A 25,136-nucleotide genomic window follows, 5' to 3' on the forward strand; every position below is an offset into this window, starting at 1 on the left:
AGATGGCAGAGGTTCAGAGCCGGGAACTCTTGATGGGCGCTGTGTCCGCCGGTTGTCTGGGCAGGTTGCCGTTGAGGGTGGTGTCACGCGGCAACCGCAGCCACGGGCCGAAGCAGCAGCAATTCGTGCCGGATCAGGCCCTGTGGCACGCCCAGCAGGAGGTGTGGCAGCGCCTTCAGTCCCAGTTGGCGCGGGCGTCCACCAACAGTCGGCAGATTCCGGCGCTCCAGAGCGATCATTATGTTCAGTTCAACGAGCCGGAACTGGTGGCCTCCGTCGTTCGTGACCTGTGGAGCGAACTGAATCTCTAATTGAGCGGTGATTCGGGTGTTCGGCTCTCTCAACCGTCCCTGTAGCACTGGCGGCCTCGGGTCAAGAAGTGATCGGAATCCGTATCACGTCAGACCACCGAGCGGCCACTCCATCCTGCGCTGGATGAAGAATACGCTCAACTTCCAACAGGAAAATGATCAGGCTCCTTGACTCGGTTCCTCTCATCCGGTTCCCGGTTCGCACTAAGGTAAGAGCATGCCCAGCTCGCGGTTTCGTCCAGTGCTGATCGGCGCGCTGTACCTGCTGGCGTGGTACGGGCTGGACGTAGTCTCGCAGCAGTTCGCCGTCACGCCGGAGGTTACGGTGTGGTATCCGGCGGTAGCGCTGGACGTGGTGCTGTTGCTGGTCTGCGGGCTGCGCTACTGGCCGCTGCTAATCCTCAGCCGACTGGTGCATACCTTTCTGGTGATGGAGCCGCTGCCCGCCCTGCCGCTGCTGGGGTACATCGCGGCAACGGTGGCGGCCACGACTGCTGGAGCCTACTTGCTGCTGCGCCCGCTTTACATCGATCCGCGTCTGCCCCACCTGCGCGACGTGGCGCTGTTCGTGGCGGTGGCGATGCTGGGCACGCCGCTGGCGATGCTGGGCACGCCGCTGGCGATGTCGGCCTTGCAGGTTCTCAACCTGACGGTGGCCGGGCTGCTGCCCCCGGGCGAGGGCCTGACACGGACCCTGCAACTGTGGGCGGGCAGCGCCACCGGCGTCGGGCTGCTGGCTCCGCCCTTGCTGCTGCTGCTGGGGCGCTGGCCGGGGCTGTGGTCGTCTGCACCCGCGCTGGCCCCCGGCCCCGCCGCCGGAAACCCGGCCCAGATCGGAGGTCTGGCCCAGGGTCCGTGACGCCGCCGTGGCCGCCGCGCTGGTGGCGCTGGCGGTCTGGGCCGGGTACGGGGGGCCGCGCGGCACCTCCCTCGACTACAGCTACGCGCTGTTCGTCCCGGTGCTGTGGATCGCCACCCGGCACGGCTTCGCCCCTGCCGCCGTGTGTGTGCTGGCGTTGAACGTGGGCGTGGCCCTGCTGACTGCGGGCCGCACCGAGAGAACGGGCGGGCTGGCTCTGCAATTCGGCCTGGTTACGGTCACGGTTGCGGGCCTGCTGCTGGGGGCGGTGATCCGCGAGCGGCGGCACCTGAACGCGCGGCTGGCGTACCTGGCGCTGCATGATCCGCTGACCGGTCTGGGCAACCGCCGACTGTTCGGTGAGCGGGTGGCGCGGGCGCTGGAGGGATCTCCTGTCTCCAACAGCCTGGCCGTGCTGCTGATGGATTTCGACAACTTCAAGGCCATCAATGACAGTCTGGGCCACAGCGCCGGGGACCAGGTGCTGATCCAGGTGGGCGAGCGCCTCCAGGCCAGCGTGCGCCCGGACGACACGGTGGCCCGGCTGGGCGGCGACGAGTTCGCTGTGCTGCTCCAGCATCTGCCCGGCCCGCATCAGGCTTTCGAGGCGGCGGACTGGCTGCTGCATGTCCTGAAGCCGGTGATCCCGGTGGGGGGTCTGGAGTTGCAGGTGCGCGCCAGCGTGGGCATCGCGCTGTACGGCGCGCTGGCGGGACCGCCCCAGAACAGTGAAACCCTACTGCGAGACGCGGACGTGGCCCTGTACCACGCCAAGGCGCACCGCCGGGGCCGCGCCCAGGTCTTCGACGCCTCCATGCACCGTGCGGTCCTGGACCGCCTGGAACTGGAAACCGACTTGCGGGCGGCCATCGCGGACGGCGCGCTGGAGGTCCACTATCAGCCGGTGATCGATCTGCGCGGCGGCTTTCTACGGGGCTTCGAGGCCCTGGTGCGCTGGCCCCACCCCACGCGCGGCCTGCTGGCTCGCGAGGCCTTTATTCCGCTGGCCGAGGCCCGGCCTGATCGTGCCGCTGGACCGCTGGACGCTGCGCGCCGCCGCCCGCGAGGCCGCCGGATGGCCGTCTGTGGCAGGCCGCGCGGCTCCGGCGCTGGGCGTCAACCTGACGGCGGCCCAGCTCCACCTGCCCGGCCTGGCCGACGAGGTTCGGGGCGTGCTGGAGAACAGCGGCCTGCCCCCCGAACGCCTGACGCTGGAGCTGACCGAGAACGTGCTGATGAACGACCGCGCCGCCACGGTGGACACCCTGCGGACCCTGCGCGCTTCGGGCGTTGGACTGGCCCTCGACGACTTCGGCACCGGCTCCTCGTCCCTGGGTTCCTTGCGCCAGTTTCCGATCAATGCCCTCAAGGTAGACCGCAGCCCCATCGCCGATCTGAACGGGGACCGCACCGGCACGGCGCTGGTGCGCGCAGTGGCCGAACTGGGTCAGGCGCTGGACCTGATCACCGTGGCCGAGGGCATCGAAACCGCGCGGCAATACGCGCAGGTCCGTAAGCTGGGCTTCACGCTGGCGCAGGGCTTTTACATCTCGCCCCCGTTGGACGCCGGGGCTGCCAGGGTGTTGGCTCAGCAGACCGGCCCGCTGGTCTACACCGAGTTTGACGCTGCCGGAAACTGATGCTAACGCTGGGAAGGGTGCGCGAATCCTCAGGCTTGCTGGCGACCAACGCCCACATCGCCCCCCCTCCGCTCCAGGGTCAGAAAACTCAGATCATACGGATTGCGCCCGTCCGCCGCCCGCTCGCGCCGCGCCGTTTCCGTCCATTCGCCCGGCAGTTCGGGAAAGAAGGTATCGCCCCCGATCTCCGCGTGAACGAGGGTCAGTTCCACCCGCTCAACTTGAGGCAGGTACAACTGGTAAATCTCCTCACCGCCGATAATCATGATGTCCTGCGCGTCTCCAGCCGCCTTGAGAGCCTGCTGGGACGAGTGAACAACGGTGCAACCGGGTGCCTGAAAATCCGGGTTGCGCGTCAGGATGATGTTCTGTCGGTCGGGCAGCGGCCTGCCAATCGAGTCGTAGACCTTGCGCCCCATGACCATCGGCTTGCCCAGGGTCAGCCGCCTGAAGTGCGCCAGATCAGCGGGCAAGCGCCACGGCAGGTCGCCGCCTTTGCCGATTACGCGGTTTTCGGCCATCGCCACCACGAAGGTCAGGCGCGGGGTCAAACGGCCACCGTCGCCTTGATGTGCGGGTGAGATTCGTAGCCCGTGAGTCTGAAATCTCCGTACTGGAAGTCCAGCAGGTCTTTCACGTCCGGGTTGAGGTGCATGGTGGGCAGCGGCCTGGGATTACGCGACAGTTGCTCGCGCGCCTGCTCCAGATGGGTGCTGTACAGGTGGCAGTCGCCGCCGGTCCAGACGAAGTCGCCCGGCTCCAGACCGCAGACCTGCGCCACCATCATCGTCAGCAACGCGTACGAGGCGATGTTGAACGGCACGCCGAGAAACATATCCGCGCTGCGCTGATACAACTGGCAGCTCAAGCGTCCATCGGCCACATAGAACTGAAAGAGGGCATGGCAGGGCGGCAGCGCCATCCGCTCGATCTCGCCCACGTTCCACGCGCTCACGATCAGGCGGCGGGAATCGGGGTTGGACTTGATCTGCTCCACCACCTGCCTGATCTGATCGATGTACCGTCCGTCCGGCGCGGGCCAACTGCGCCACTGGACGCCATAGACGGGGCCGAGGTCGCCGTCCTCACCCGCCCACTCGTCCCAGATTTTCACGCCATTGTTCTGCAAATACCCCACGTTGCTGCTGCCCGACAGGAACCACAGCAATTCGTGAATGACCGACTTCAGATGGATTTTCTTGGTCGTCACCAGCGGAAAGCCGTCCGCCAGATCGAAGCGCAGCTGCGCGCCAAACATGCTGCGGGTGCCGGTGCCGGTGCGGTCCGTCTTGACGGCTCCGCCCTCCAGAATCTGGCGCATCAAATCGAGGTAGGGCTGCATGGGCAACAGTGTAAAGGGAGGCCGCAAGAATGCTTCGCCATCTGCTGTGGATGGGCGTCTGGCGCGGGACCCGGCGCTGCTAGGGAACGATGGACGTTCTGACCGCCTAGAGTCTAACCGTCACACCGCGCCCTGCTCCGCGCGCACCACGTTCTTCAGTCGCATCAGGATGGCCCCCATGCCGCGCAGGCGCATCGGCGTGATCAGTTCGGACAGGCCCATGTTCATGTAAAAGTCGTCGGGGACGCTCAGGATCGTGTCGGGCGAGGCTCCGTCCAGCGCCTCGTGCAGGATGCCCGCGTAGCCGCGCACGGTGGGGGCTTCCTCCGGCACCTTGAAGTACATGTTGACGCCGCCGCCCTCGCCCTGTTCGGTCACCAGGAAAAACGGACTGGTGCATTCGGGCACCGGTTGCATGAATTCCGGGTGTTCCACGTACTTCGCGGGCAGGGGCGGCAGCTTGCGGCTGTATTCCAGCAGGGCTTGCAGGCGCAGCGACTTGGGCGCGCTTCTGAACATGCTCACGATGCCCTGGAGCTTGTCGGGCAGCGCGGCGTTGGTAGAGGAATCAGAGGTCATGCGTCACTGTACCGCCGCACCCCCGTCCGCTATGGTGAGGTTTGTCCAGTTGACATGATCGGTCAACTAGTGGTGAAGGCTAGACTCTCGGTAAGAACTCTGGAGGTTCAAACATGGACAGTATTAATTCGGAATATGTCAAAGACGTGCTGGTCAGCACCGACTGGGTGGCACAGAACCTGAATACCCCCAGCGTGCGCCTGATCGAGGTGGACGAGGACATTTTGCTGTACGACACCGGCCACATCCCCGGCGCGGTCAAGGTGGACTGGCAGACCGATTTCTGGCACCCCGTGGAGCGTGATTTTATCGGCCCCGATCAGGTCAGTGAACTGCTGGGCCGCCTGGGCATCAGGCAAGGCGATCAGATCATCCTCTACGGCGACAAGAGCAACTGGTGGGCGTCTTACGCGTACTGGTTCCTGTCGTACAGCGGCGTGCCCAATCTCAAGCTGATGAACGGCGGACGCCAGAAATGGATGGCCGAGGGCCGCGAGGTGACCACCGACGCGCCCACCCATGAGGCCACGCACTACCCCGCCCTGACCCGCGACGAGAGCCTGCGGGCCTACCGCGACGAGGTCCGCGCGCATCTGGAAAGCGTGCAGGCCGGAAAGGGCGCGCTGGTGGACGTCCGCAGCCCCGACGAGTTCTCGGGCAAGGTCACGCACATGGCCAATTACCCACAGGAAGGCGTGCTGCGCGGCGGCCACATTCCCGGCGCACGCAGCATTCCCTGGGCGCGGGCCACCAATGAGGACGGCACCTTCAAGAGCGCCGACGAGCTGACCGAGCTGTACGCGGGCGAGGGCGTGACCCCCGACAAGGACGTGATCGCGTACTGCCGCATCGCCGAGCGCAGCAGCCACAGTTGGTTCGTGCTGCGCGAGCTGCTGGGCTACCCCAGGGTCCGCAACTACGATGGAAGCTGGACCGAGTGGGGCAACGCCGTGGGCATGCCCATCGAAAAGACCTACAGCGAGGCTTAACCGTCCCAGCCCAGGCCGCCTGATGGCGGAGATGGTGTGCGGTTCCCGGTATTCATGCTTCCAGTGGGCAGAGCGCCAGGAGAGGGCGTCGCTCAAGCTGACCCCATAAAACTGGTGGTTGCGGCGGTCTTGCTGCTGGTGGTGCAGTGCCGGGGCAGAGGTCTACGGCGTCCGCCCGGCGCTGCCCGTCTGGACCAGCTCCAGGGAGCGGGCAACGCCGTGGAGGATCTGGGAATCCTCAATTTTTTCCCCGGCGACTTCCCGGCGGGCGTGAGGCGCTCACGCTGGGAAGTCGCCGGGGAAAATCCGGAACGACTGGAGGCCGCATGATGGGGCGTTCCAGTCTCTTTTTTTTGGCGGCATCACAAGTTCAAGTGAACCCCGGACACGCTTTTCCCTCGCCCCTTGTGGACGACTGATACGGATTCCGGTCATTCAGTTATCTTTTGGGACAGCACCAAAAGCCAACACCATTCTGGAATCCGTACTTTTCCTTCTCCCGTTGGTCGGGTTTCGCAGTTATTGCGTAACTGCTCAACCGGAATCCGTATGATTCAGCCGTGGAGCGGCGGAAGGAAGGCGTGGAGCGACGGAAGGGTGAGGAAGACGGAGCGGGCAGGCCGCCGAATGCGAGTTGTCGGGAACTCCTGTTGGATTTCACCTGAATGAACGCCCCCACCATCCGGCGCACCCTCGTTCATCTGCGGGATGAGTCCGGAAAAACAGTGCTCACGCTGGACGAGCTGATGGATGGCCGCGTGCGCCTCCGTGGTTTTCCTGAAACGCCGGACCTCCACGCCGAGACCATCGAGGACTTGCTGGTGGACGCCGCCGCCTCCAGACTGAACGGCGAACTCTACGCCGCGCTGCTGTGGGAACTGGACCTGCTGGCTCTGCGCGGCGACCGTGGCTGGCCGCCCGGCTGACCCTGGCATGATGCCCCCGCTTTAGAGCTAGTCTGGCAGGTGCATCGACAATCCAACCCTGCCGCTCCCGTGCGGCAAGTGCCGTTGCCTGCTTTCCGGAGGTTTGTAGTCATGAAGAGATTTACCCTGTGCCTGACCCTGGCCCTGTGCCTGCCCGCCGCCCACGCTCAACTGGCCGCCACCGACCCGTCCCAGTCGGTGCCCGGCGACGCCCGCCCCGACGCACCCGAGCTGAGCGCACGCGGCCCCTACGCGGTGGGCGTGCGGACGCTGACGCTGACCAATCCCGGTCAACTGGACATCGCCAGGGCACCCAAGGAAGGCGACATTCCCCGCTACGACCGCCCGCTGACGGTGGAGGTCTGGTATCCGGCGCAGGGCGACAGCGGCAGTGGCAGCACCACCTACAACGACGTATTGGGCAGTGGCCCCAATGATCCCAAACGCCCCAACACACCGTTCATCACGCTGGGCCGCGCCACCCGTGACGCCCCGCCCGTCGCGGCCAAGGCCCCATATCCGCTGGTGATCGTGTCTCACGGCTATCCGGGCAGCCGCTACCTGATGACCTACCTGACCGAGAATCTGGCGAGCAAGGGCTACGTGGTGGCCGCGATTGACCACACCGACAGCACCCACGGCGACAAGGTAGCTTTTGCCAGCACGCTGCTCAACCGCGCCCTGGATGATGAATTTGTCTTGACAGAGATGGCCCGGCTGGGCACGGCGGGCAGCGGCTCGCCCCTCAGCGGCCTGATCAACGCGGACCAGACCGCGCTGGTGGGCTACAGCATGGGCGGTTACGGCGCGCTGAACGCGGCGGGCGCAGGTTTCGGCCCAGAAATGCTGCCGCTGGTGCCGGGCGGGGCGTTGAAGGTGCGCCAAACTGGCGCTTACAAGGTGGACCCGCGCATCAAGGCGGTGGTGGCCTTTGCGCCGTGGGGCGGGGACGCCGCCGTGCGCGGCATCGGCATCAACACGGGCGGCAAGTACGGCTTCTGGGACGAGGCGGGCCTGGTCGGACTCAAGGTGCCCACAATGTTTGTGGTGGGCAGCCGCGACGATGTGGCGTACTATGAGGGCGGAGTGAAGCCGCTGTTCGAGAACGCCGTCAATGCCGAGCGGTACATGCTGGTCTACGAGAACGCCTCGCACAATTCCGCGCCCAACCCGCCCCCTGCTGCGTCGCTGAACAGCTACGACGACTACATGCACTACGCCGAACCCGCCTGGGACATGTCGCGCCTGAACAACATCAACCAGCATTTCGTGACCGCCTTTCTGGACTGGAAGCTGAAGGGCCAGGAAGGGGACGCCGCGTACCTGAATGTGCCCACGCCCAAATCCAACGACATTAAAGTCAGCCGCAACGCCGACGGCACGCCGAAAGCCGACGACACCTCCTGGAAGGGGTTCAAGAACCGCACCGCGCGCGGCATCGAGCTTTATAAGATGATGCCGAAGTAAGGACTAGGGTAGGAGGAGGCGCGGCCATTCATCAGGCCGCGCCTCCTCCTACCCTGCCCGGTCTTCAGCCGCCTCTCAACTTCTCCTGACACGCCGGGTTCATGCTGGGGCATGACCCAGGATGAACCCACGGGTGGGCGCGCCGCCCTGCCCATCAACCCCACGCTGACGCCGCACCTGAAGCCGGGTGCGGACCATCCCGGTGCCGAACATCAGCCAGCCGGGCAGGGGCCAGCGCCGGAGCATCTGGAGGGGCGGCCCGCGTCTGGCGCTCCTGTGCCGGACACCCACGGCCAGCGGCTCGGCGCGCAGGAGGTCAAGCAGATGACGGGCGGCGGCGACGCCTCCATGACCGAGGCGAACATCGCTCTGGAGAGCGCCGAGGGCATCGATCCGCACACGGAGGACTGAACTCCGGCGCGGTCTATCCTGAACCCATGCAATCGGTGGCCGAACTTCGGGAAGCGTGCGCGCGGCTGGCCTGCTCGGAGGAACCCTTTCCCTTCGGCCCTGGAACGCTGGTGTTCAGCGTAGGTGGCAAGGTCTACGCCCTGAGCGACATCACGGCGGACCCCCTCACGCTGTCGCTCAAGGTGCGCCCGACCTATGGAGAAGAACTACGCACCGGCCACAACGCCATCGTGCCCGGCCCTCACCTGAACAAGCGCCGCTGGATCACGGCGACGCTGGACGGCAGTTTGCCAGACGCGCTCGTGGAGGGGTTGCTGGAGGGCAGTCACGCGCTGGTGGTGGCCGGGCTGACGCGGGCGCAGCGGGCGGCGCTGGTCCTGTGAATTCCCAGCGCCGCCCCCGCCTGGCCCGCACCCTGGGGCTGGGCGGGCTGTGGCTGGCCGCCGCGCTGGTGCTGGCGGTGTGGGTGGGGGTGTTCACGGCGCTGATTCCGGCCCGCGCCGTGCTGGAACGCACCGACCGGCAATTGCTGACTCTGGAAACCCGCCTGGCCGACGCACAGGCCACCCTCGCGCCGTTTGATCCGCTGGCCGGTCCGCAGACGCTGGGAGCGGTGCAGGCGCTGAACCGGCTGGCGGTGGGCGCACGCGCCGCGCCCTTTCTGGACCGCGCCTTTGGACCTGAGGCCCTGAACGCCGCCGTGACCCTGACCGCCGGGTGGGAGGAGGCCCTGAAAACCCGTCCGCCCCTGCCCGCGCTGGCCGAGGCCCGTGCGGCGGCGGCGGACGGGCGGGCAAGCGTGCGGCGCATGGGGCGACGGCTGACGCTGGGCGCGTGGGCGCTGTGCGGGCTGGTTACGCTGCTGGGTGCGTGGTTTGCGGCGGGGCAGTGGGCGCTGTACCGGCTGGCATTGGAGGCCGAGGCCCGGCAACTGGCGAGGTGAAGTCAGGGCCTTTCCAGCCGCACCACCATCATCTGCTCGTGGTGGGCGGTCAACTGGCCCCCGGCGTCGTACTCCAGCCCGGCAGCCTGCCGTTCGGATTCGCTCAGGGCGTCGGCATGGGCGCGCAGGCGCTGAACCGTTTCGGGGGTGCAGCCGGACTGCGCCGTCCACCACATGAAGTCCAGGCGGTAGGGAACCAGCGTGTGCTGCGTCCACACGAAGCCCGCCGCCTCCGCCAGTTCCCGCCACGCCTCCACGGTGCGCTGGGCGTGGTGGCTGGGATCGCGTGTGCTCTGGTACTCGTCCATCCACAGTTGCGCGGCGGGGGTGGGGCTGATCTGATCGGCGATGACCAGCCGCCCGCCCCCTTGCAGCACGCGAAAGGCCTCGGCCAGAAAGCGGTCCAGGTGCAGGAAATGGTGCGGGGCGTGGCGCGACGTGACCAGCATGAAGCAGGCGTCGGCGAAGGGCAGGGCCTCGGCGCTGCCCACCACGAAGCGGGCGTTGGTCTGCCCGTCGTCCTGTGCGCGTCGGCGGGCGTGGGCCAGCATCTGGTCGGCCAGGTCCAGGCCCACGACTTCGCTTACAAAAGGAGCCAGGGCGTGTGCTGCATTGCCCGTGCCCGTCGCCACGTCCAGCGCGCGGTCCTGCTGGGTGGGCGCGGCAAAGTCCAGCAGCACCGGCAGGCTGGGGCCGTGGCGGTGGACCTCGCTGGCGGCGTACTTGCTGGCGTTGGCGTTGAACTGCGCGCGGCTGGACGAGTCGTCTGTCATGTCCCGATTGTGCGCGGCCCCGGCCATGACTTCAAATCATGGCTGATGTTCAGGGGTATAACAGAAGCTGATGGCCACAGCAGAGGCGTTCCGGGTATTCGTGGCGATTTACCGGGCGGGCAGCGTCAGCGGCGCGGCGCGCGAACGCCACCTGACCCAGCCCGCAGTCAGCGCGCAACTGGCGGCGCTGGAAGCCCGCGTGGGCGAGGCGCTGTTTACCCGCACGCCGCGCGGCGTGACCCCCACCGAGCGCGGCAAGCTGCTGTACGCCGCCCTGGACGACGCCGTGGACCGGCTGGACAACGTGGCCCGCAGCCTGCGCGTGTCCCGCCTGCCGTCCTCCGGCACGCCGCTGCGTCTCGGCTCCACCCCGGAGTTTTTTCAGGGTCACGTGCTGCCGCGCCTAGGCGACTGGACCCAGCCGCTGCTTCTGAGCTTCGGTGAGGCGCGTGGCTTGCTGGAACGGGTGGAGGCCGGGGCGCTGGACGCCGTGCTGGTGGGCCTGTCCCCCCAGAGCCGCGCCCTGAGCGAACGTCCGCTGGCCGAGGTGCCCTACGTGCTGATCGGCCCTGCCGACTGGCCCGCGCCGGACGTGGGCTTGGGCGGGCTGGCCGCGTGGCTCAGCGCCCGCCCCTGGGTCAGCTCCAGCGTGGAGTTGCCCGTGACCCGGCGCTTTTTTCTGGGCGTTCTGGGGCAGAGATTCGCGGCCCGGCAGGCGCTGGTGGCCCCCGATCTGCGCGCGGTGGTGGGGGCGGTAGAGGCGGGACTGGGAGCCACGCTGGTGCCGCTGTTCGCCGTTCAGGACGCCCTGGCGCGGGGCCGCGTGCGCGAACTGTGGGACGCCCGGCCATTGATCGCCCCGGAACGCTGGCGCATGGTCTACCGCGTGGCGGACGAGGACCGGGCAGACCTGCGGGCGCTGGCCGGGCGGCTGGGCGCGGACCGGTAGAGAAAACCGCCGCCCCGTTGATGTGGGCGGCGATTTCAGATAGACAACCTTCAGTTCAGGGTCTTGATGTGCGCCAGCACGTCGGCAATCTGGGTGTCGCTGAGCTGGGCCTCGGCAAAGCGGGGCATCACCGCGCTCAGCTCGCGGCCCTCGGGCAGTACGCCCTTACGCAGCACGGTGGTGAACTGCGCCAGCGTCCAGCCCTTGGGTCCCTGATCGGTGAGCAGGCTGGGGCCGATGCCGCCGCCGCCGCCCGCACCGTGGCAGCCCGCGCAGTTGCTGGCGAAGATGGTGGTTCCGGCCTCCGCATTGCCCTCGGCAGCGTTGGGGGTGGGGGCAGCGTCGCCCTGGCCGCTGGCGGCCACCGACTCTGCCGCCGCGTTGGTGTCCTGCTGGGGCGGATTGCCGGTAGTGCTGTTGGCCACGGCGGGAGACTGCGCGGCGGGCAGTTCGCCCCCGCTGGTCTGGTTATCGGCGGGCGTCTCGGTGGTGGGGGCGCTGGTGGTGGCCGTTTCGGGGGTGCTGGACGTGTCGGGCTTGGCTGCGGTGCCCGTGGCCGGTTTCTCCGATCCGGTCATGGCCGAGCCGCCGGGGGTGGAATCCGCGCTCTGCTCGGCTGCCGTGGGCGCTTTGGCCATCTCGCCGGGAGCGGCCATCAGGCGGGGGGTCACGATCAGCAGGGTGACGCCCAGGACCACGCCCAGGGTCACGCCGCCCATCCAGGAGACCAGGCTCCCCTCTACCCAGAGGTTGCGGCGATTGTGCGTTCTGTTCATGCGCTCAGCATACGCTGGGAGCGCCGGGACGTGCCGCCCCTGCCCCTTTTAGGCGGCCTTTAAGCAGGTGCTAACGGCCCCTTCCGGCGCGGCTCTGGAACAAGCGTGGGAGAGAATTGCCGTATCAGGCGAGGCGCTAAAAACGCAGGCGGCTGGATGTCCTGAGCGCCTGTCCGCCGCTGAGCTGTTCCTCTCCCATCCTCTCCCGCGCCGAGCTGTGCCAGTCCCGCGAAAGGACGGAGGAATGCTCTCACCATTTGCCACCGTATGAAATTGCCGCTGTATTAAAACAGCGCCTCAGGCGGCGCGGCGCGGTCCTCCTCGGGCCACCACTGCTGCGTGGGCAAATCGCAGCGTCCGGAAGCGTCGAAGACGACGCCCTCGGCGGTCAGCAGCCGCTCCTGAAGGTCCCCGAACCCCAGTTTGTGGGTGCTGACGCGGCCCTGGGCGTTGATAACCCGTTGCCACGGCAGCTCGGCCCCCGCCCCGTCCTGGCCGCCCATCAGGCCGTTCATGACCTGGCCTGCCTGCCGCGCCGCGCCCGGCTGCCCGGCCAGCAGCGCCAGTTGGCCGTAGGTCACGACCCGGCCCGGCGGAATGCGTGCCACCAGCGCCAGCACCCGCGCCTGAAAATCGCCGGAAACCTGACGGCTGTGCTCAGGCCCCTCTGGCACCTACTTGCCTGCGCCGCCCACTGCGCCGCCGTCCACGATGCCCGTGACCAGCGCCTCGCGAATGCCCGTGGCAATGCCCAGCGCCACGCGGTCACGGTAGTTGGTGTCCTGCAAATTCAGGCCGTCCACGGGATGGCTGGTATAGCCGATCTCGACAAGCGCGGCGGGAATGCGGCTGTTGCGCAGCACGGCCAGCGACTGGCTGTTCTTCAGGCCCTGCGAGTACGCCCCGGTTTCATTCACCACGTTGTTCTGGAGCAGCGCCGCCAGAGTGCTGGACAGCGGGTGGTTGGGGTTCCACCACGTCTCGACGCCGTAGCCGCGCAGGGCGCTGCGGGCGTCCATCGCGTTGACGTGGATACTCACGAACAGTTGCGTGCCGGGGGTGCCCATCTTGGCGCGCATGGTCAGGTCAGTGTTTTTGTCGGTACTCAGCGCGCTGTCGCGGTCACGGGTCAGGACCACGTCCACCCCAGCGGCGCGCAGCAGGGCGGCCACCCGCAGGGCCACGTCCAGCACCACTTCTTTCTCGATCACGGTCCCCACCGCGCCGGGGTCCCTGCCGCCGTGGCCAGGATCGATCACCACGCGCGGGCGCACGTAGCTGGCACTCAGGGCCAGAATTGCCGTGCCGCGCGCCGCCGAAATGGCGGGAACGGTGGCCAGCAACTTTTGCTGTGGGGTTAGCGGCGTCAGATCGGCCAGCGCGGGCGACAGGTCGATGGCCAGCCGCGACAGCTCGCCGCTGGTGGGCGGCAGCAACTGGGCACGCCAGCCGCTGCGCGGCGTGGTGGGCGAGGCGGTCAGCAGCATAAAGGTGGCCCCGCCCGGCGTCGCCTCGGCCCGCCAGGAGCGCAGTTCGGGGCTGATGTTCTGCACCACCTGCGGCATGACGCTCACGCCCGTGAGTTCCACCCGCAGGCCGATCCCGCCCGGCACGATCCGGTAGGCAGTGCCCGGCGGCAGATCCAGCACCACGCGCGTCTGCCCCGGATTCTTGCCGATGCGCGGCGGAGTCAGCAGCGCGCCCCTGGCCGTGCCCGGCACCTGGCCCTCCAGGGCGCTGGGCATTTCCGGGTTGACGCCGGGCAGCGCGGGCGCGGGCGGCAGTGGGCCGCCGGGTGCGGGGGCCACATCATCGCCGGGGGGCAGCGTGGCCGGTACCACTGTCGCCGTCGGCACAGGAGGCGTGGGCGCGGCGGCGCGCGGCACCGACAGCACGGGGGGGGCCTTCAGGATGGGGGCCGTGGTCGCTCCTTTTGTGACCACTGGCGGCGTTGCTGCGGGTTGGACCGCCGCTGACGGCACACTGCCCTGCGCCACCGTGCGGACCAATCTGCCCAGTTCCGGGCTGGCCCCGCCGCTGAGGGCTGCGCCGAAGTCCAGGATCAGCACCCGCGCCCCGTTGGCCAAGGTGGCCTCGGTGGCCTGCCAGCCCCCGGTCAGCGACAGCGGGTAGGGCGTGATCAGGGTGGCCTGCCCGCCCCCGGCGCGGTACTCGCTGACGCTGCTGCCCAGCTTGCCGGAGACGGTGGGCAGCACCCGCGCGCCCTGCACGTCCAGCCGCAAGCCGTTAAAAGTGGGGGTCAGGGTGTAGCTGACGCCGGCGGGCAGATCAAAAACCACGCGCGTTGCTGTGCCGCTGCTGCTGGAACGCGGCGGCCCGAAGGAGGCGCTTTGCACGCCGGTCAGGCTGATGGGGGTCAGGTTGCTGGGGGCCGGGGCGGTGCCGGGCATGCCTTGCAGCATGGGCGCGGCCTGTGTGGGGCCTTCGCGCACAAAGGGGTCGCCGCCCTGTACCTGCCCCGGTTGTGCCAGCCCGGTTCCAGCCGCCCCTAGAAGCAGGGCAGATGAGAAAAGAATGATCTTCTGCTTCATAACGCTTTCCACTATTCAAGATTTTAAGTGAGAAACGCCGTGCTGGTCCTCATCAAGGCCACTTCTGGAGGGTGTTAAGAATCTCATAGAATATCTCAACTTGTATTCGAGTGAGGTCTAGGAGCGCGCCTGCGACAGGGTAAAAGGCTTCTCACGCCTGCTGCTCGGCCTCTGACCTCTTCCAGAAGCAACGTTAAACGCTGGTTCTCAGGGCGTCCGGGGGGCGTCGAAGTGCTGGGCGCTAGCGGAAAACAGGCGCTCCCAGGTCTTGCGGTCCACCACGCCGGTCACGGGCAGTCCGTTGGCCTGTTGAAAGGCGCGCACGGTCTGGGTGGTCACCGGGCCGTACCAGCCGTCGCCCTGCCCGGCGCGTTGCGGGCGCATCAGCGCGATCAGCCGGTTTTGCACCGCCAGCACGTCGGGGCCGTTCAGCCGCCTGTTCTGCAATTTCAGCGCGCGGCCAAACGGCACGGGCGCGAGATTTGGAGTGGCGGCCACTGCGGCATCCGAGGTGGGCGCTGTCTTGCGAGTGGGCGCTGTGGGCTTTGCAGTGGAATCGGAGGGCTGTGGTGAAGGCGGCGTCTCGGCAGACGGGCTTGCGGCGGATGTGGGCGCGGCAGGCGCGGCGGCCTCTGCCGGGGTGGCCGGTTTGGGCGGGGCGCTGGCCGCTGGCGTCAGGGTCACGCCGCCGATCTGCGTTCCGTCGTTTGGTGGGCTTGCGTCTGATCCGGCCTCCGACTGCGCGGGCGGCAGGTCCAGGTAAATCAGCGTCTGGGCGCGGCCATTCGGGTCCGGCTGAAGGCGCAGGTAGACGTAGCCGCCCGCCGTCCTCAGCCAGTTGTAGACGCTGCGCTGCCCATCGCGGCTGCGCCACACCCCGTACAGTTCTTTCGGCAGCGCCGCGCTCAGCTTCAGGCGTGCGTCTTCCACCGTGTTGCCCACACCCACGCACTGTTTTTCGGGCGTGCCGATCCCGGCAAAACTGGTCGGGCAGTCCCGCAGGACACCGCCCAGCATCTGCGCCGACTGCGTGGCCGCCGCTTCCAAGTCTGTCCTGCCCGGCGCGGTAGCGGCGGTGGCGACGAGCAGGGAGAAAGCCAGGGCAGCGGCGCGCTTCATACCTGTAGTGCTAGCACGCGCAAGCTGATGATGGCTGAGTGATTGGGCGGCCCGCTGTTGATCCGGCGTTGATTGATCCTGCGTTAATCCGGCGAACTTTCAGCCGTGGCCCGCGCGCGCTGAAAGTGGGGCGTTCAGACTGGGCGGCATGACCCCCACTCCCGCCGATGTCCAGCGCCTGACCGATGCCGACACCGCCCGTGCCCTGCGGCAGAACGTCGCCTTCCTGACCCTGTTCGTCGCCCCCCACTCGCCCAGCGAGATCGCCGTCTCGGCGGGCATGGCGGCCAACCTGGCACACCACCACGCCCGCAAACTGGCCGGGCTGGGCCTGCTGCTGGAGGTCCGGCGTGAGGGGGGCCGGGTGTTCTACCAACTGGCGGCGCGGGAGTTCCGGGTGCCGTGGACGGTGCTGCCGCCCGTCGATCCTGAAGGCGGCGAGGTGCTGACCCTACGGCGGATCACTGACAACTTTCAGCGGGCCTACGAGCGCTCCTTCCTGCCGCTGGGCAGCGAGGACGAGGAGGCCGTCATCGGGTTCAGCAACGCCCCAGGCGAGGCGGAAGTCCCCCCAAAACTTACCTCCAGACCGCTGGAATCGCATCCCAGCCATCTGGAAGCGCTGACCCTGCGGCTGACACCGGAGCGCTACCGCAAGCTCGTCGGTGACCTCAGCCAACTGCTCAAGGCAGCGGCGGCGGACGGCCTCAAAGATCAGGGCCAGGTCTGCACGCTTGCCGTCCTGGCCTCTCGCGGCGCGCTGGACGGCCAGGGCGAGTTCGTGGGGCGCACCTCGCACACCACCAGTTCTTTCCTGGGCGCGGATTGACCGTGCTGCCGCTTCCCTGTACTCTGGCCTCGCTGTACTCCGGCCTACCTGTACTCCGGCCACGGCCAGGTCTTGAAGGTCACCTGCTGCCATTTGGGGTGCATGCCCTCGTCTTCCTGAAGGTTGACCAGCCTGCCCTCGGCGCACTTCTTGTAGGCCAGCAGGCGCTGTTTCTTGTCCGGGGTCTTGAAGTCGCGGGTGACCAGCACGCTCTGCACGGCGACGGTGGGCACGCCCGAGACGCTCAGGTTGGGGTACAGCAGCTTGGCACCGGTGTAGATGCCCTCCAGCGGCGGGCTGAACGGCACCGGCACCAGCCGCACCCCGCTGAGGCCCTTGACCCACGCGGCAGGCTGCCCGATGACCGCCAGCACGGCGTCCACCTGCCCGGCGTTCAGGGCGGCGAAAGCGGCGGGCTGGTCCTTGACGGGCACGATGCTGTACGGCACCGCCAGTTTGGCGCTCAGCACCTTGGCGGTGATCACGCTGCCGCCCCAGGCCGCCACCCGCTTGTCTTTCAGATCACCGAACGTTTGCACGCCCGTTACGGTGGTCTTGCCCAGAAAGCTCTTGCTGGTCACGGGCGGTTTGGCGAACAGGTGAATTTCCTCGTCGTACAGCGGCAGCAGCGCCTTGATGTTCGCCACCCTGGGATCCTGATCGATCTGCTGGCGGGCCTTAAGAACGTCACTCTGCACGAAAGCCAGCGAGACTTCGTTGTTCATCAGCAGATCGATGTTGTCCAGGCTGCCGCCGGTGCCGCGCTCCTTGAGGTACGCGCTCTGGGTGCAGACCTGCCCGATGTTCTTGAACATGGCGCTGTAGGTGCCGGTGGGGCTGCCGGTGGCAACGTTAAACGAGGTGGGATCGGCGGCGTGGGCGAGGCCCAAGGTGGACAGCAGGAGCAGGCTCAGAGCGCGGGTCATAGTGGACCTCCAGGACAGGGATTCATTTCAGTTCGCCGTAACCGTCGCCGTTGGTGGTGGCTGGGGGCGTAACCGGACGGGATGGCGTGGCGGGCACAGAGGGAGTGGACACCGTGGCCCCGCCGCCAAAAAACCCCTGCTGATCCAGATAGACGGCGGCGGCACACAGGAGCAGGACGGCGGCCAGCACGGCGGTCAGGACGCGGGCGCGGGTCATCTTCTGGCCCCGCTCACGCGCCAGCTCCCCGCGCGTGGCCTGACTGAGCGCGGCCCGGCTGCCCGCCTGCCGCCAGCGCCTCGTCCAGCAGGGTGGCGTTGCGGCCCGCGCGGCGGGCGATCTCGCTCAGGGCGCTCTCGGTCACGTGGCGGTCCTCGGCGCTCAGGTTGGCCTGTTGCAGCGCGGAGGCCACGTTGCCCTTGGCCTGGCTCAACTGCGTGTCGATGCGCGCCTTCTTGATCTGGCGGTCAAACTCGCCCAGATCGGCGCGCAGGTCCGAGAGGTGGGTCTGGGCGCGGGCAAAGGCGTCGCGGCTGACCTGCAAGTCGTTTTCCCATCTTCCGGTATCGGCGGCGTCCATGTCGGCCCGGTTGGTATCGATCAGGCGGCGAAAGTCTTCCAGGTGCCCGTTGGCCTCGGCCAGTTGGCGACCCTTGGCGGTGATCAGGTCCTCGAACTGCTTGCGTTGCAAGATCAGCGTCTCCAGCGGCATGGCCCGCGCCACCGCCTCCTTGGCTCGCACCCGGCCCGCGCTCAGCGCCAGCATTAAAGCGGGCAGCAGCGCGATCACCGCCAGCAACGCCACGCCGAAGGCCAGGATGGTCACGGTGGTCAGCGCCACATTGAACAGCGCCACCACCGCGCCGCCCAGCACCGCTAGGGCCAGCACGCCGCCGCCCGTCGCCAGCGCGATCTTGCCCGCCGTGACGGGCCGGGGGGCCAGTTCGGTGCCGCTGCTCTCAGGCCGCAGCTTGATCACCGTCTCCTGGGGGACAGGTTCGTTCATGCTTCTTTATACGGCTGGCGAGGCTGGGAAGTTGCCGGGGAGGGTGGGGGAGAGGACACGGAGGGCGGCAGAGACATGTCCATCATTCACTGCCACAGCCGCTCTCTCAGAAGGCAGCCAGGGGGATCACAACTTCGCCAGTTCCGTCTGTGCCGCCAAAAAACCGGGGCGCAACCGCAGCGCCTCGCGGTAGGCGGCCTTCGCGTCGGCCACGCGGCCCAGTCCGGTCAGGGCGCGGCCCCGCCAGTAGTACATCTCCTCATGGGCGGGAGCGTCGCGCAGCACCGCGCTGGTCAGACGGAGGACGTCGTCGTAACGGGCGTTGCGGGTGTACGCCTCCAGCGGGCCGAAGGAATACCACAGCGTCCGCCACGGCAGGCCGCCCACGGCGTGCGCCGGGCGGGTGGGATCGAGTTTCGGATCTGGCCGGGCCGCGAACGCCGCGTCGAAGGCCCGCACCGCGCCGCGCGAATCGCCCAGATTCAGTTTGGCCTGTCCCACATTCAGCCACGCCACCGCGTCGTTCTTCTTCTCGGCCTCGTTCAGCGCCACGCGCAGGGCGGCACGTTTCGAGACGCGCGCGTCGGCGTGGTAGCCCAGCGCCGCGTCCAGTTCGGCCTGCCGCGCTCTGGGGGCGATCACCAGATAGGTGCGCCCGAACGCACGCCACAGCTCGTCCAGCTCGGCGTAGCTGAAACCCAGGCGGCCCATATACGAGTCCAGCGCCGAGAAGGTGCCTCCCGCGTCGTCGTAGCCGGTCAGCAGGCGGTAATGACCCATGCCGCCGCTGTCGTGTGTGACGAACCACGTTTCGGCGATCACCGGGAACCCGGCGGCCAGCAGCCGCCTGAGCATCAGCGGTGTGCCGCCGCGTGCCAGATGAACGCTCATGCTCTGGCTGCGCGCAAAGGCGGCCAGTTCCTCCGGCGACACGTTCACGTCGCCCCCATTGGTCTTGAGCTTTGGGGCGATGTCGTACTGGTTCAGGGTGCTGCCCCAGCGGCTCAGGGCCATGCCCACCGTCACCGGGCCGCAGTTGTTCAGCCGCTGGTACTCGTGCGTGATCTTGCCGACGCTGACCTGCGCGGGCAGCGCCGAGGCCACTCCGAGCAAGCCGCAGGTGAGCAGGGAAAGGAAGACGCGCACTGCCGTCCATCATGACCAGCGCTCATGATCTGCGACTGAGGCGGGAAAGTGACGGGGAGGGCATTCACAGGATCGGGCGGCGTTATGACGGCATCAGAGAACAAGGATAAATGAGAGCATCCATTGTCTCTAATGCTCGGCAACATTCAATCACCGTCCTGGGCAGAACAGACGACAGACGCCCATGAGGACGCTCGCCCGCCCATTCGGTCAACAGCACACAACCCTTTCGACAAACGCTCCAACGGGGCGTTTCTGACCGCTGGCAACAGGAGACCGCCCGGCCACCATAGATCGATTCTGGAGTGAGCTTGACAGCGCCTTGCTGAGCCTTTTTCGGAGGTGATCCCCTCAGGCATCGGAGGTGAGGGGATCACCTTCGAGACTTTTGAGGCTACAGCTTAACCACCATCTTTCCGGTGTTCTGGCCGTCCAGCAGGCCCATGAACGCGCCGGGCATGCTGCCAATGCCCTCCACCACCGTCTCGTCGTAGTGTAGCTCGCCGGACGCGATCCAGCCGCCGACCTCCTGAACGAACTGGGAAAACAGGTGGCTGTAGCTGCTGACGATAAAACCCCTGAGCGTGAGCTGTTTGCCGATGGCGAGGGCCAGATTGCGCGGGGCGCTGGGGGCCTCGGTGGCGTTGTACTGGCTGATCGCCCCGCACAGCGCCGCCCGCCCGAAGGGGTTAAAGGAAAACAGCGCCGCTTCCAGATGATCGCCGCCCACGTTGTCGAAATACACGTCGATGCCGTCTGGCGCGGCCTCGCGGAGCTGCTTGCCGACCGGGCCATCTTTGTAATTGAAGGCGGCGTCGAAGCCCAGTTTCCCGGTCAGGTGCGCCACCTTGTCGGCGGACCCGGTGCTGCCGATCACGCGCGCGGCCCCCTTCAGGCGGGCGATCTGGCCCACGGCGCTGCCCACTGCCCCCGCCGCACCAGAGACGAACACCACGTCCCCCTCCTTGAAGGCGGCAATTTCCAGCAGCCCCACGTAGGCGGTCAGGCCGGGCATGCCCAGAATGCCCAGGTAAGCGCTGGGGGAGACGCCATCCTGGGCGTCCACCTTGCGGGCCGCCTTTGCTGAAAGCAGCGCGTGGGTGCGCCATCCCTGATCGTGCAGCACCAGATCGCCGGGCTTAAGGCCGTCCGCATTCGAGGCCACCACCTCGCCCACCGCGCCGCCGGTCATGGTCTCCCCCAGCGCGAAGGGCGGCGTGTAGGACTTCACGTCGTTCATGCGCCCGCGCATGTATGGATCAACGCTCAGAAACAGGTTGCGGATCAGGACCTCGCCCTCGCCCGGCTGGCCCAGCTCGCGCTCCACCAGCGCAAAATCGCTGTCTGTGGGCGCACCCTGGGGACGGGCGGCCAGTTGGATCTCGCGGGATAGTGTTTTTTCACGGGATACCGTTTTCTCTGAAGTCGTCATGACGGTATTGGGCTGCCTGCACAGCGGCAGAAATGTGATCTAAGATTCAATTAACGCTGCTTCTGATCTATGCGTCCGGGCTGGCAGCGGCGGCCTTGCGGGCCAGTGGCAGGATGGTCAGGCCCTGCACGGCAATGGTGAACAGCACGATGGCGTAAGTGACGGTCACGATGTGCGTGCGGTACACCGTGGCGGGCAGGCTCAGGGCCAGGCTGATGGCGATGCCGCCGCGCAGGCCGCCCCAGGTCAGCAGCCGGACGGTGTACGCGCCATAGCCCTCGCGGGCGCGGACCAGTGCGAAGGGCAGCGCGACGCTGACCCAGCGGGCGGCCAGCGCCACGGCGATCAGCACGGCGCTGGCGATCAGTTGCGCGCCGGTGGTGCGGGTCAGCAGCACATCCAGCCCGATAAAGGCAAAGAGGAGGATGTTCAGGACCTGATCGATGGTTTCCCAGAAGCTCTCTACCAGGTCGCCGGTTTCCTCGCTGAAGACCTGATGCCGGTTGGCCGAGATCACCAGCCCGGCCACCACCATCGCCAGCGGCCCGCTGACCTCCATCGCGGCGGCGGCCACGTAGCCGCCCACGACCAGCGCCAGCGTGACCAGTACCTCTACGGCGTGCTGGTTGATGCTGCGGACCATCAGATAGCCGACGCCGCCCAGCAGCCCTCCGAACAGCAGGCCCCCGCCCGCCTCCCGCACGAACAGGGTGAGGACGCCCAGCGCGGTCACGCCGTCCTCGTGCCGCCCGCCGATGCCCGCGATGCCCGCCAGCGCCAGAAAGATCACCACGCCCACGCCGTCGTTGAACAGGCTTTCCCCGGCGATCAGCGTTTCGATCCGGGCGGGCACCCGCGCCCGTTTCAGCAGGTCCAGCACCGCCACCGGATCGGTGGGGCTGATCAGCGCCCCGAACAGCAATGCCCAGATCAGCGGCACGTCCAGCCCCACCAGCCCAAAGACGAAATACGCCGCGAAGCCGATGAGAGCGGTGCTGATCAGCGTACTGAGAAAGGCCAGGGTCAGGATGCTGCCGCGCTGGCGCAGCAGTTGCCGGGCGTCCAGGCCCAGCGCCCCGGCGAACAGCAGCACCGCCAGAATGCCGTTCAGCACGAAGTTGGTGAAGTTCAGCGTTTGCAGCAACTCCGCCGCCCAGCCGCGCACGCCCGGAATCAGGCCAAAGGCGTCCAGCGTGATCAGCACGATGCTCGCCAGCGCCCCGGCCAGCGTGACGCCCACGGTGGTGGGAAAGTGGAAACAGCGCTCGTTGAGGTAGGCCAGCAGCGCCGTGACACACAGCAGCATGGCAAAGGCGGTCAGCATCGGCTCAAGGATAGTGCGGCGCTGAGTCGAGAGTGCGTTGGACAGGAATCAGGACGCCCCAGCCTCAGCCTTTACGCGCTGTCCGCCCCTGGTCAATCACTTTCTGGCCCAGCAGTTGTAGCGCAAATTTGCCCACGAAGCGGGGGTTGTGCTTGGCGTAGCGTTTCCACAACCGGCGCGGCTCCATGATCAGGCGGAACAGCCACTCCAGCCCCAGCTTCTGCATGGCGGCGGGGGCCTGCTTGACCCGCCCGGAGTGGAAGTCGAAGGCGGCCCCCATCCCCAGCAGCACGGCGTCCAGACGCCCGGTGTGGGCAGCCATCCAGCGCTCCTGCTTGGGGCAGCCGATGCCCACGAACACGATTCTGGCCTCGGAGTCAACGATCTGCTGCGTGTACAGCGCGTCTTCCTCGGGGGTGGGGGGCCGGAAGGGTGGCGCGATCATGCAGGCCAGTTCGATGCCCGGATACTCGGTCCGCAGGAACTGCGCAAATGCCTCCAGGCTCTCGGGCGTGCCGCCGTACAGCGCGATGGGCACCCCTTCACGGGCGGCGGCCTCGCAGACATGCAGCATCAGGGTGGGGCCGTAGACGCGCTCGGCCTGCGCCGTGCCCAGCGCCTTCAAGGCCCACACCAGCGGCATACCGTCGGGGGTCACCAGATCGGCCCCGTTTACCACGTCCCGGAATTCCGCGCTGTCGCTGGTTTCCATCACCATGTGAACGTTGGAGGCGCAGACGTAACGCGCCTCGCCCACCTGCGCCCAGGCAACAATCTGCGCCGTGGCGTCCGCGTAGGTGGTGGCGTCCACCCGCATGCCCAGGACCAGGCGGGAAGTTGGGGTGGGCGGGGCGGACACGGCAGGGCGCAGATCGGGCGAGGTGGGAAAAGACATCGTTCAGGACTCCTTGAAGAGATTGGGGGCAGGCAGGGCGGTGGGCGGCGGCAGGGCAGATTCGGACAGCACAGGAGTTTCAGACAGTGAGACCCCCCGGCGCTGGGCCTCCATGACCGCCAGCCCGAAGCCGAATAGGCACCAGAACCAGATGCCCCCCTGCGGTCCTTCCAGGTACACGTCGAACGCCGCGTTGACTAAAAAGGCCATCCAGTACGCGAAGATCCACAGATTCAGGCTGGCCCACAGCGTTTGACGGGCGGCGCGTGCGCGGGCGTAGGCGCGCAGCAAGCTGAACCCAAAGGCTAGTTGCAGGACCACCCAGGCCAGGAAGCCCGGCACCCCGGAGCGGGCCAGAAAGGTCAGATGGCCGTTGTGCGGATTTCTCAGCGAGTTGTCACTGTAGACCTGAAAACCGTCGGAGTTGGCTAGGTTAATGCCGTACCCCTTGCCGGTCCAGAAATAGGGGCCGTAAACCGTGTAATCCACGATCTCGTTCCACCAGTCCAACCGCCAGGTGCGGGTGCCCTCTCTGGAATTTGAACCGGAATCGCCGACGATGCTCTGGGCATTGAGCACCAGGGCCTCGGCGGAAATGTCCCGCTGTCCCCCCAGATTAATCTTGAGATTGGTGGCGACCAGCAGCGTGAGGATCAGGGCCACCAGGTACAGGGGCCGCCCCCAGCCGCTGCGGGGCCTCAGCAGAATAATGAATACGCCGCTGGCAAGAACGGCCAGCAGAGCCGCGCGGCTCGGGGAAATGGCCAGACAGCCCACCAGCAACAGGCCCCACCACAGCCACTCCTGCCAGCCCCGGCGGCCTCCCGGCGCTGTGAACCGCTGGTGCAATCCCAGCAGCAAGAAAGCCACGATCCCCGCCAGGTGCACGCCGATGTCCCCGGCCTTGGGCGACAGCAACGGCGTCCCACTGCCCGGCCACTCGGGAATGACGCGCTCAAACAGCTTGAAGAGGACCAGGCTCAAAGGCGCGAGGAACAGGAACCACGGAATCAGCCGGGCGTACTGTTTCAGGACCTGCTCCAGCCAGCCCAGGCGCAGCAGCAAGCCCGCCACGATCAGCGCAAAGGCCGCGTAGAGCCAGATCACGCTGTCACGTAGCGCATCGACTTTGTACAGGCTGATGTACGGCACGGTGCTGATCAGGCCGATGAGCATGAATACGCCCAGCAGCGCCAGCAGGCCCCGGTAGTGGCGAATCCCGACTGTGCCCACCCGCCACAGGGCCAGCAGGCTGAGGGCCAGCGCCAGTTCGCCCACGAACAGCGGGGCAACTCCGATGTACGAGTACCCCTTGCCCAGAAAAGCGTAGCCGATCAGCGAGACCCCGATGAAGCCCAGGGCCAACTGAGACAGGCGGTCCCAGGCGCGCGTCACTCCGGCGAGCAGGACCACTAGAACGGTCACCGCCCCGGCCAGTAGCGGCTGCTTGACGGCCAGCAGGCCCACCAGCAGCGCGGCAACCAACAGGACCAGCCACACCGGCCACCCGATGCGCGGGGAGGGACTTGCGGCCCCGGGGTTTCGCAGCGGCATGGACTTCATACAGACTCCGGTGGACAGGTGTCAGGAAGACCTAGAAACTTGAGTGGGCGTTTAGGAGTTCTCATGGGCGCTGCTCCCGACAGGGCAGCGGGAAGAGGATAAATGGGTTTCGGGCGTGGAGTGGACCAACCCGCGCTGCCCCAGTGTGGATGCGAAACAGACGGAACCTGTGTCACAGGTTGTTTGCCGTGAAAAGATGAGAATGCTAACTGGCTGCTGAAGTCCAGGTATCCAGAGTTTGCGGCGGCTGAGGCTCCTGAGACAGATGGCGGACGGACGGCCCAGGGAGGGGCCGGTTCGGGGCAGGTGACAGGGTGATTGGACATTAAGGTGGACAGGCGGCTTGCAGACATGCTTCTCCCAGAAGTTGGTGCGGACCCG

The 25,136-nt window shown here is 67.2% G+C and carries 27 protein-coding genes and 1 pseudogene; 12 read left to right on the forward strand and 16 right to left on the reverse strand.

Annotated elements, in window-relative coordinates; all coding sequences use genetic code 11:
• Positions 1–2: 2 nt before the first annotated feature.
• The 3 genes and pseudogenes from Q322_RS0103590 to Q322_RS22175 all read left to right on the forward strand — a co-directional run bounded on the left by Q322_RS0103590 (position 3) and on the right by Q322_RS22175 (position 2,810).
• A complete protein-coding gene (locus tag Q322_RS0103590) occupies positions 3–311 on the forward strand; it encodes a hypothetical protein (protein WP_029476016.1) in 309 nt (102 codons plus the stop codon).
• Between the two features lie 217 nt (positions 312–528).
• Positions 529–1,170, forward strand: a complete 642-nt coding sequence (locus tag Q322_RS0103595) for an MASE1 domain-containing protein (protein ID WP_084147765.1) — start codon at positions 529–531, stop codon at positions 1,168–1,170.
• Positions 1,171–1,438: 268 nt separating this feature from the next.
• Positions 1,439–2,810, forward strand: a pseudogene (locus Q322_RS22175) (putative bifunctional diguanylate cyclase/phosphodiesterase).
• 29 nt (positions 2,811–2,839) lie between these two features.
• Here Q322_RS22175 and Q322_RS0103605 read toward each other — a convergent pair.
• The 3 genes from Q322_RS0103605 to Q322_RS0103615 all read right to left on the reverse strand — a co-directional run bounded on the left by Q322_RS0103605 (position 2,840) and on the right by Q322_RS0103615 (position 4,731).
• Positions 2,840–3,361: a dihydrofolate reductase gene (locus tag Q322_RS0103605; protein ID WP_029476020.1), complete on the reverse strand. Its 522-nt coding sequence runs from the start codon at positions 3,359–3,361 to the stop codon at positions 2,840–2,842.
• Entirely contained in the window at positions 3,358–4,152 is a 795-nt protein-coding gene (locus Q322_RS0103610; RefSeq protein WP_029476022.1) for a thymidylate synthase, read from the reverse strand. Before Q322_RS0103610 ends, Q322_RS0103605 begins: the two co-directional genes overlap by 4 nt.
• Positions 4,153–4,272: 120 nt before the next feature.
• On the reverse strand, positions 4,273–4,731 hold the full coding sequence (locus Q322_RS0103615; RefSeq protein WP_029476024.1) for a SufE family protein: 459 nt from the start codon (positions 4,729–4,731) through the stop codon (positions 4,273–4,275).
• A 113-nt stretch (positions 4,732–4,844) separates the two neighbouring features.
• Here Q322_RS0103615 and Q322_RS0103620 point away from each other — a divergent pair, with 113 nt between their 5' ends.
• From Q322_RS0103620 to Q322_RS0103650, 7 genes are all read left to right on the forward strand, one after another.
• Positions 4,845–5,720 (forward strand): sulfurtransferase, encoded by an 876-nt coding sequence (locus tag Q322_RS0103620; protein ID WP_029476026.1) that lies wholly within the window; start codon positions 4,845–4,847, stop codon positions 5,718–5,720.
• 36 nt (positions 5,721–5,756) lie between these two features.
• Positions 5,757–6,050 (forward strand): hypothetical protein, encoded by a 294-nt coding sequence (locus Q322_RS0103625; protein WP_156952859.1) that lies wholly within the window; start codon positions 5,757–5,759, stop codon positions 6,048–6,050.
• A 335-nt stretch (positions 6,051–6,385) separates the two neighbouring features.
• Positions 6,386–6,646 (forward strand): hypothetical protein, encoded by a 261-nt coding sequence (locus tag Q322_RS0103630; protein WP_029476030.1) that lies wholly within the window; start codon positions 6,386–6,388, stop codon positions 6,644–6,646.
• Positions 6,647–6,757: 111 nt separating this feature from the next.
• Positions 6,758–8,113, forward strand: coding sequence for an alpha/beta hydrolase family protein (locus Q322_RS0103635; protein WP_029476031.1), 1,356 nt, complete (start codon positions 6,758–6,760; stop codon positions 8,111–8,113).
• Positions 8,114–8,224: 111 nt separating this feature from the next.
• A complete protein-coding gene (locus tag Q322_RS0103640; RefSeq protein WP_029476032.1) occupies positions 8,225–8,524 on the forward strand; it encodes a hypothetical protein in 300 nt (99 codons plus the stop codon).
• 26 nt (positions 8,525–8,550) lie between these two features.
• Positions 8,551–8,907 (forward strand): MmcQ/YjbR family DNA-binding protein, encoded by a 357-nt coding sequence (locus Q322_RS0103645; protein WP_029476034.1) that lies wholly within the window; start codon positions 8,551–8,553, stop codon positions 8,905–8,907.
• Positions 8,904–9,467, forward strand: coding sequence for a hypothetical protein (locus Q322_RS0103650; RefSeq protein ID WP_029476037.1), 564 nt, complete (start codon positions 8,904–8,906; stop codon positions 9,465–9,467). The genes Q322_RS0103645 and Q322_RS0103650 overlap by 4 nt, the downstream gene beginning before the upstream one ends.
• Positions 9,468–9,469: 2 nt before the next feature.
• Here Q322_RS0103650 and Q322_RS0103655 read toward each other — a convergent pair whose 3' ends face one another.
• On the reverse strand, positions 9,470–10,240 hold the full coding sequence (locus Q322_RS0103655) for a class I SAM-dependent methyltransferase (RefSeq protein ID WP_029476039.1): 771 nt from the start codon (positions 10,238–10,240) through the stop codon (positions 9,470–9,472).
• Positions 10,241–10,310: 70 nt separating this feature from the next.
• Here Q322_RS0103655 and Q322_RS0103660 point away from each other — a divergent pair, with 70 nt between their 5' ends.
• Positions 10,311–11,189 carry a LysR family transcriptional regulator gene (locus Q322_RS0103660; RefSeq protein ID WP_029476041.1) on the forward strand — a complete coding sequence of 293 codons (879 nt, stop codon included), beginning with the start codon at positions 10,311–10,313 and terminating at the stop codon, positions 11,187–11,189.
• Positions 11,190–11,239: 50 nt separating this feature from the next.
• Here Q322_RS0103660 and Q322_RS21530 read toward each other — a convergent pair whose 3' ends face one another.
• The 4 genes from Q322_RS21530 to Q322_RS0103680 all read right to left on the reverse strand — a co-directional run bounded on the left by Q322_RS21530 (position 11,240) and on the right by Q322_RS0103680 (position 15,636).
• Positions 11,240–11,965 (reverse strand): c-type cytochrome, encoded by a 726-nt coding sequence (locus tag Q322_RS21530; protein WP_051668105.1) that lies wholly within the window; start codon positions 11,963–11,965, stop codon positions 11,240–11,242.
• Between the two features lie 284 nt (positions 11,966–12,249).
• Positions 12,250–12,639 carry an MGMT family protein gene (locus Q322_RS0103670; protein ID WP_245593123.1) on the reverse strand — a complete coding sequence of 130 codons (390 nt, stop codon included), beginning with the start codon at positions 12,637–12,639 and terminating at the stop codon, positions 12,250–12,252.
• Positions 12,640–14,517: an N-acetylmuramoyl-L-alanine amidase gene (locus Q322_RS0103675; RefSeq protein WP_029476047.1), complete on the reverse strand. Its 1,878-nt coding sequence runs from the start codon at positions 14,515–14,517 to the stop codon at positions 12,640–12,642.
• Between the two features lie 207 nt (positions 14,518–14,724).
• A complete protein-coding gene (locus tag Q322_RS0103680; protein ID WP_029476049.1) occupies positions 14,725–15,636 on the reverse strand; it encodes a peptidoglycan-binding domain-containing protein in 912 nt (303 codons plus the stop codon).
• A gap of 148 nt (positions 15,637–15,784) precedes the next feature.
• Between Q322_RS0103680 and Q322_RS0103685 the strand changes: the two genes are divergently transcribed.
• The gene (locus Q322_RS0103685) at positions 15,785–16,465 is read left to right on the forward strand and encodes a winged helix-turn-helix domain-containing protein (RefSeq protein ID WP_029476051.1); all 681 of its coding nucleotides are present in this window, start codon (positions 15,785–15,787) and stop codon (positions 16,463–16,465) included.
• A gap of 44 nt (positions 16,466–16,509) precedes the next feature.
• Here Q322_RS0103685 and Q322_RS0103690 read toward each other — a convergent pair whose 3' ends face one another.
• The 8 genes from Q322_RS0103690 to Q322_RS0103725 all read right to left on the reverse strand — a co-directional run bounded on the left by Q322_RS0103690 (position 16,510) and on the right by Q322_RS0103725 (position 24,755).
• Positions 16,510–17,391: a TAXI family TRAP transporter solute-binding subunit gene (locus Q322_RS0103690; RefSeq protein WP_029476053.1), complete on the reverse strand. Its 882-nt coding sequence runs from the start codon at positions 17,389–17,391 to the stop codon at positions 16,510–16,512.
• 22 nt (positions 17,392–17,413) lie between these two features.
• Positions 17,414–17,608: a hypothetical protein gene (locus tag Q322_RS0103695; protein WP_029476055.1), complete on the reverse strand. Its 195-nt coding sequence runs from the start codon at positions 17,606–17,608 to the stop codon at positions 17,414–17,416.
• A gap of 13 nt (positions 17,609–17,621) precedes the next feature.
• A complete protein-coding gene (locus Q322_RS0103700; protein ID WP_051668108.1) occupies positions 17,622–18,395 on the reverse strand; it encodes a hypothetical protein in 774 nt (257 codons plus the stop codon).
• 126 nt (positions 18,396–18,521) lie between these two features.
• Positions 18,522–19,541, reverse strand: coding sequence for a C39 family peptidase (locus tag Q322_RS0103705; RefSeq protein ID WP_051668110.1), 1,020 nt, complete (start codon positions 19,539–19,541; stop codon positions 18,522–18,524).
• 394 nt (positions 19,542–19,935) lie between these two features.
• Positions 19,936–20,973 carry an NADP-dependent oxidoreductase gene (locus tag Q322_RS0103710; RefSeq protein WP_029476062.1) on the reverse strand — a complete coding sequence of 346 codons (1,038 nt, stop codon included), beginning with the start codon at positions 20,971–20,973 and terminating at the stop codon, positions 19,936–19,938.
• Positions 20,974–21,040: 67 nt separating this feature from the next.
• Positions 21,041–22,297, reverse strand: a complete 1,257-nt coding sequence (locus tag Q322_RS0103715) for a cation:proton antiporter (RefSeq protein ID WP_029476064.1) — start codon at positions 22,295–22,297, stop codon at positions 21,041–21,043.
• A gap of 64 nt (positions 22,298–22,361) precedes the next feature.
• The gene (locus Q322_RS0103720; protein ID WP_281173613.1) at positions 22,362–23,192 is read right to left on the reverse strand and encodes a WecB/TagA/CpsF family glycosyltransferase; all 831 of its coding nucleotides are present in this window, start codon (positions 23,190–23,192) and stop codon (positions 22,362–22,364) included.
• A 3-nt stretch (positions 23,193–23,195) separates the two neighbouring features.
• Positions 23,196–24,755, reverse strand: a complete 1,560-nt coding sequence (locus Q322_RS0103725; RefSeq protein WP_245593124.1) for an O-antigen ligase family protein — start codon at positions 24,753–24,755, stop codon at positions 23,196–23,198.
• Positions 24,756–25,136 lie beyond the last annotated feature (381 nt).

It is taken from the genome of Deinococcus frigens DSM 12807, from assembly GCF_000701425.1.
In the GTDB taxonomy this organism is placed as follows: Bacteria; Deinococcota; Deinococci; order Deinococcales; family Deinococcaceae; genus Deinococcus; species Deinococcus frigens.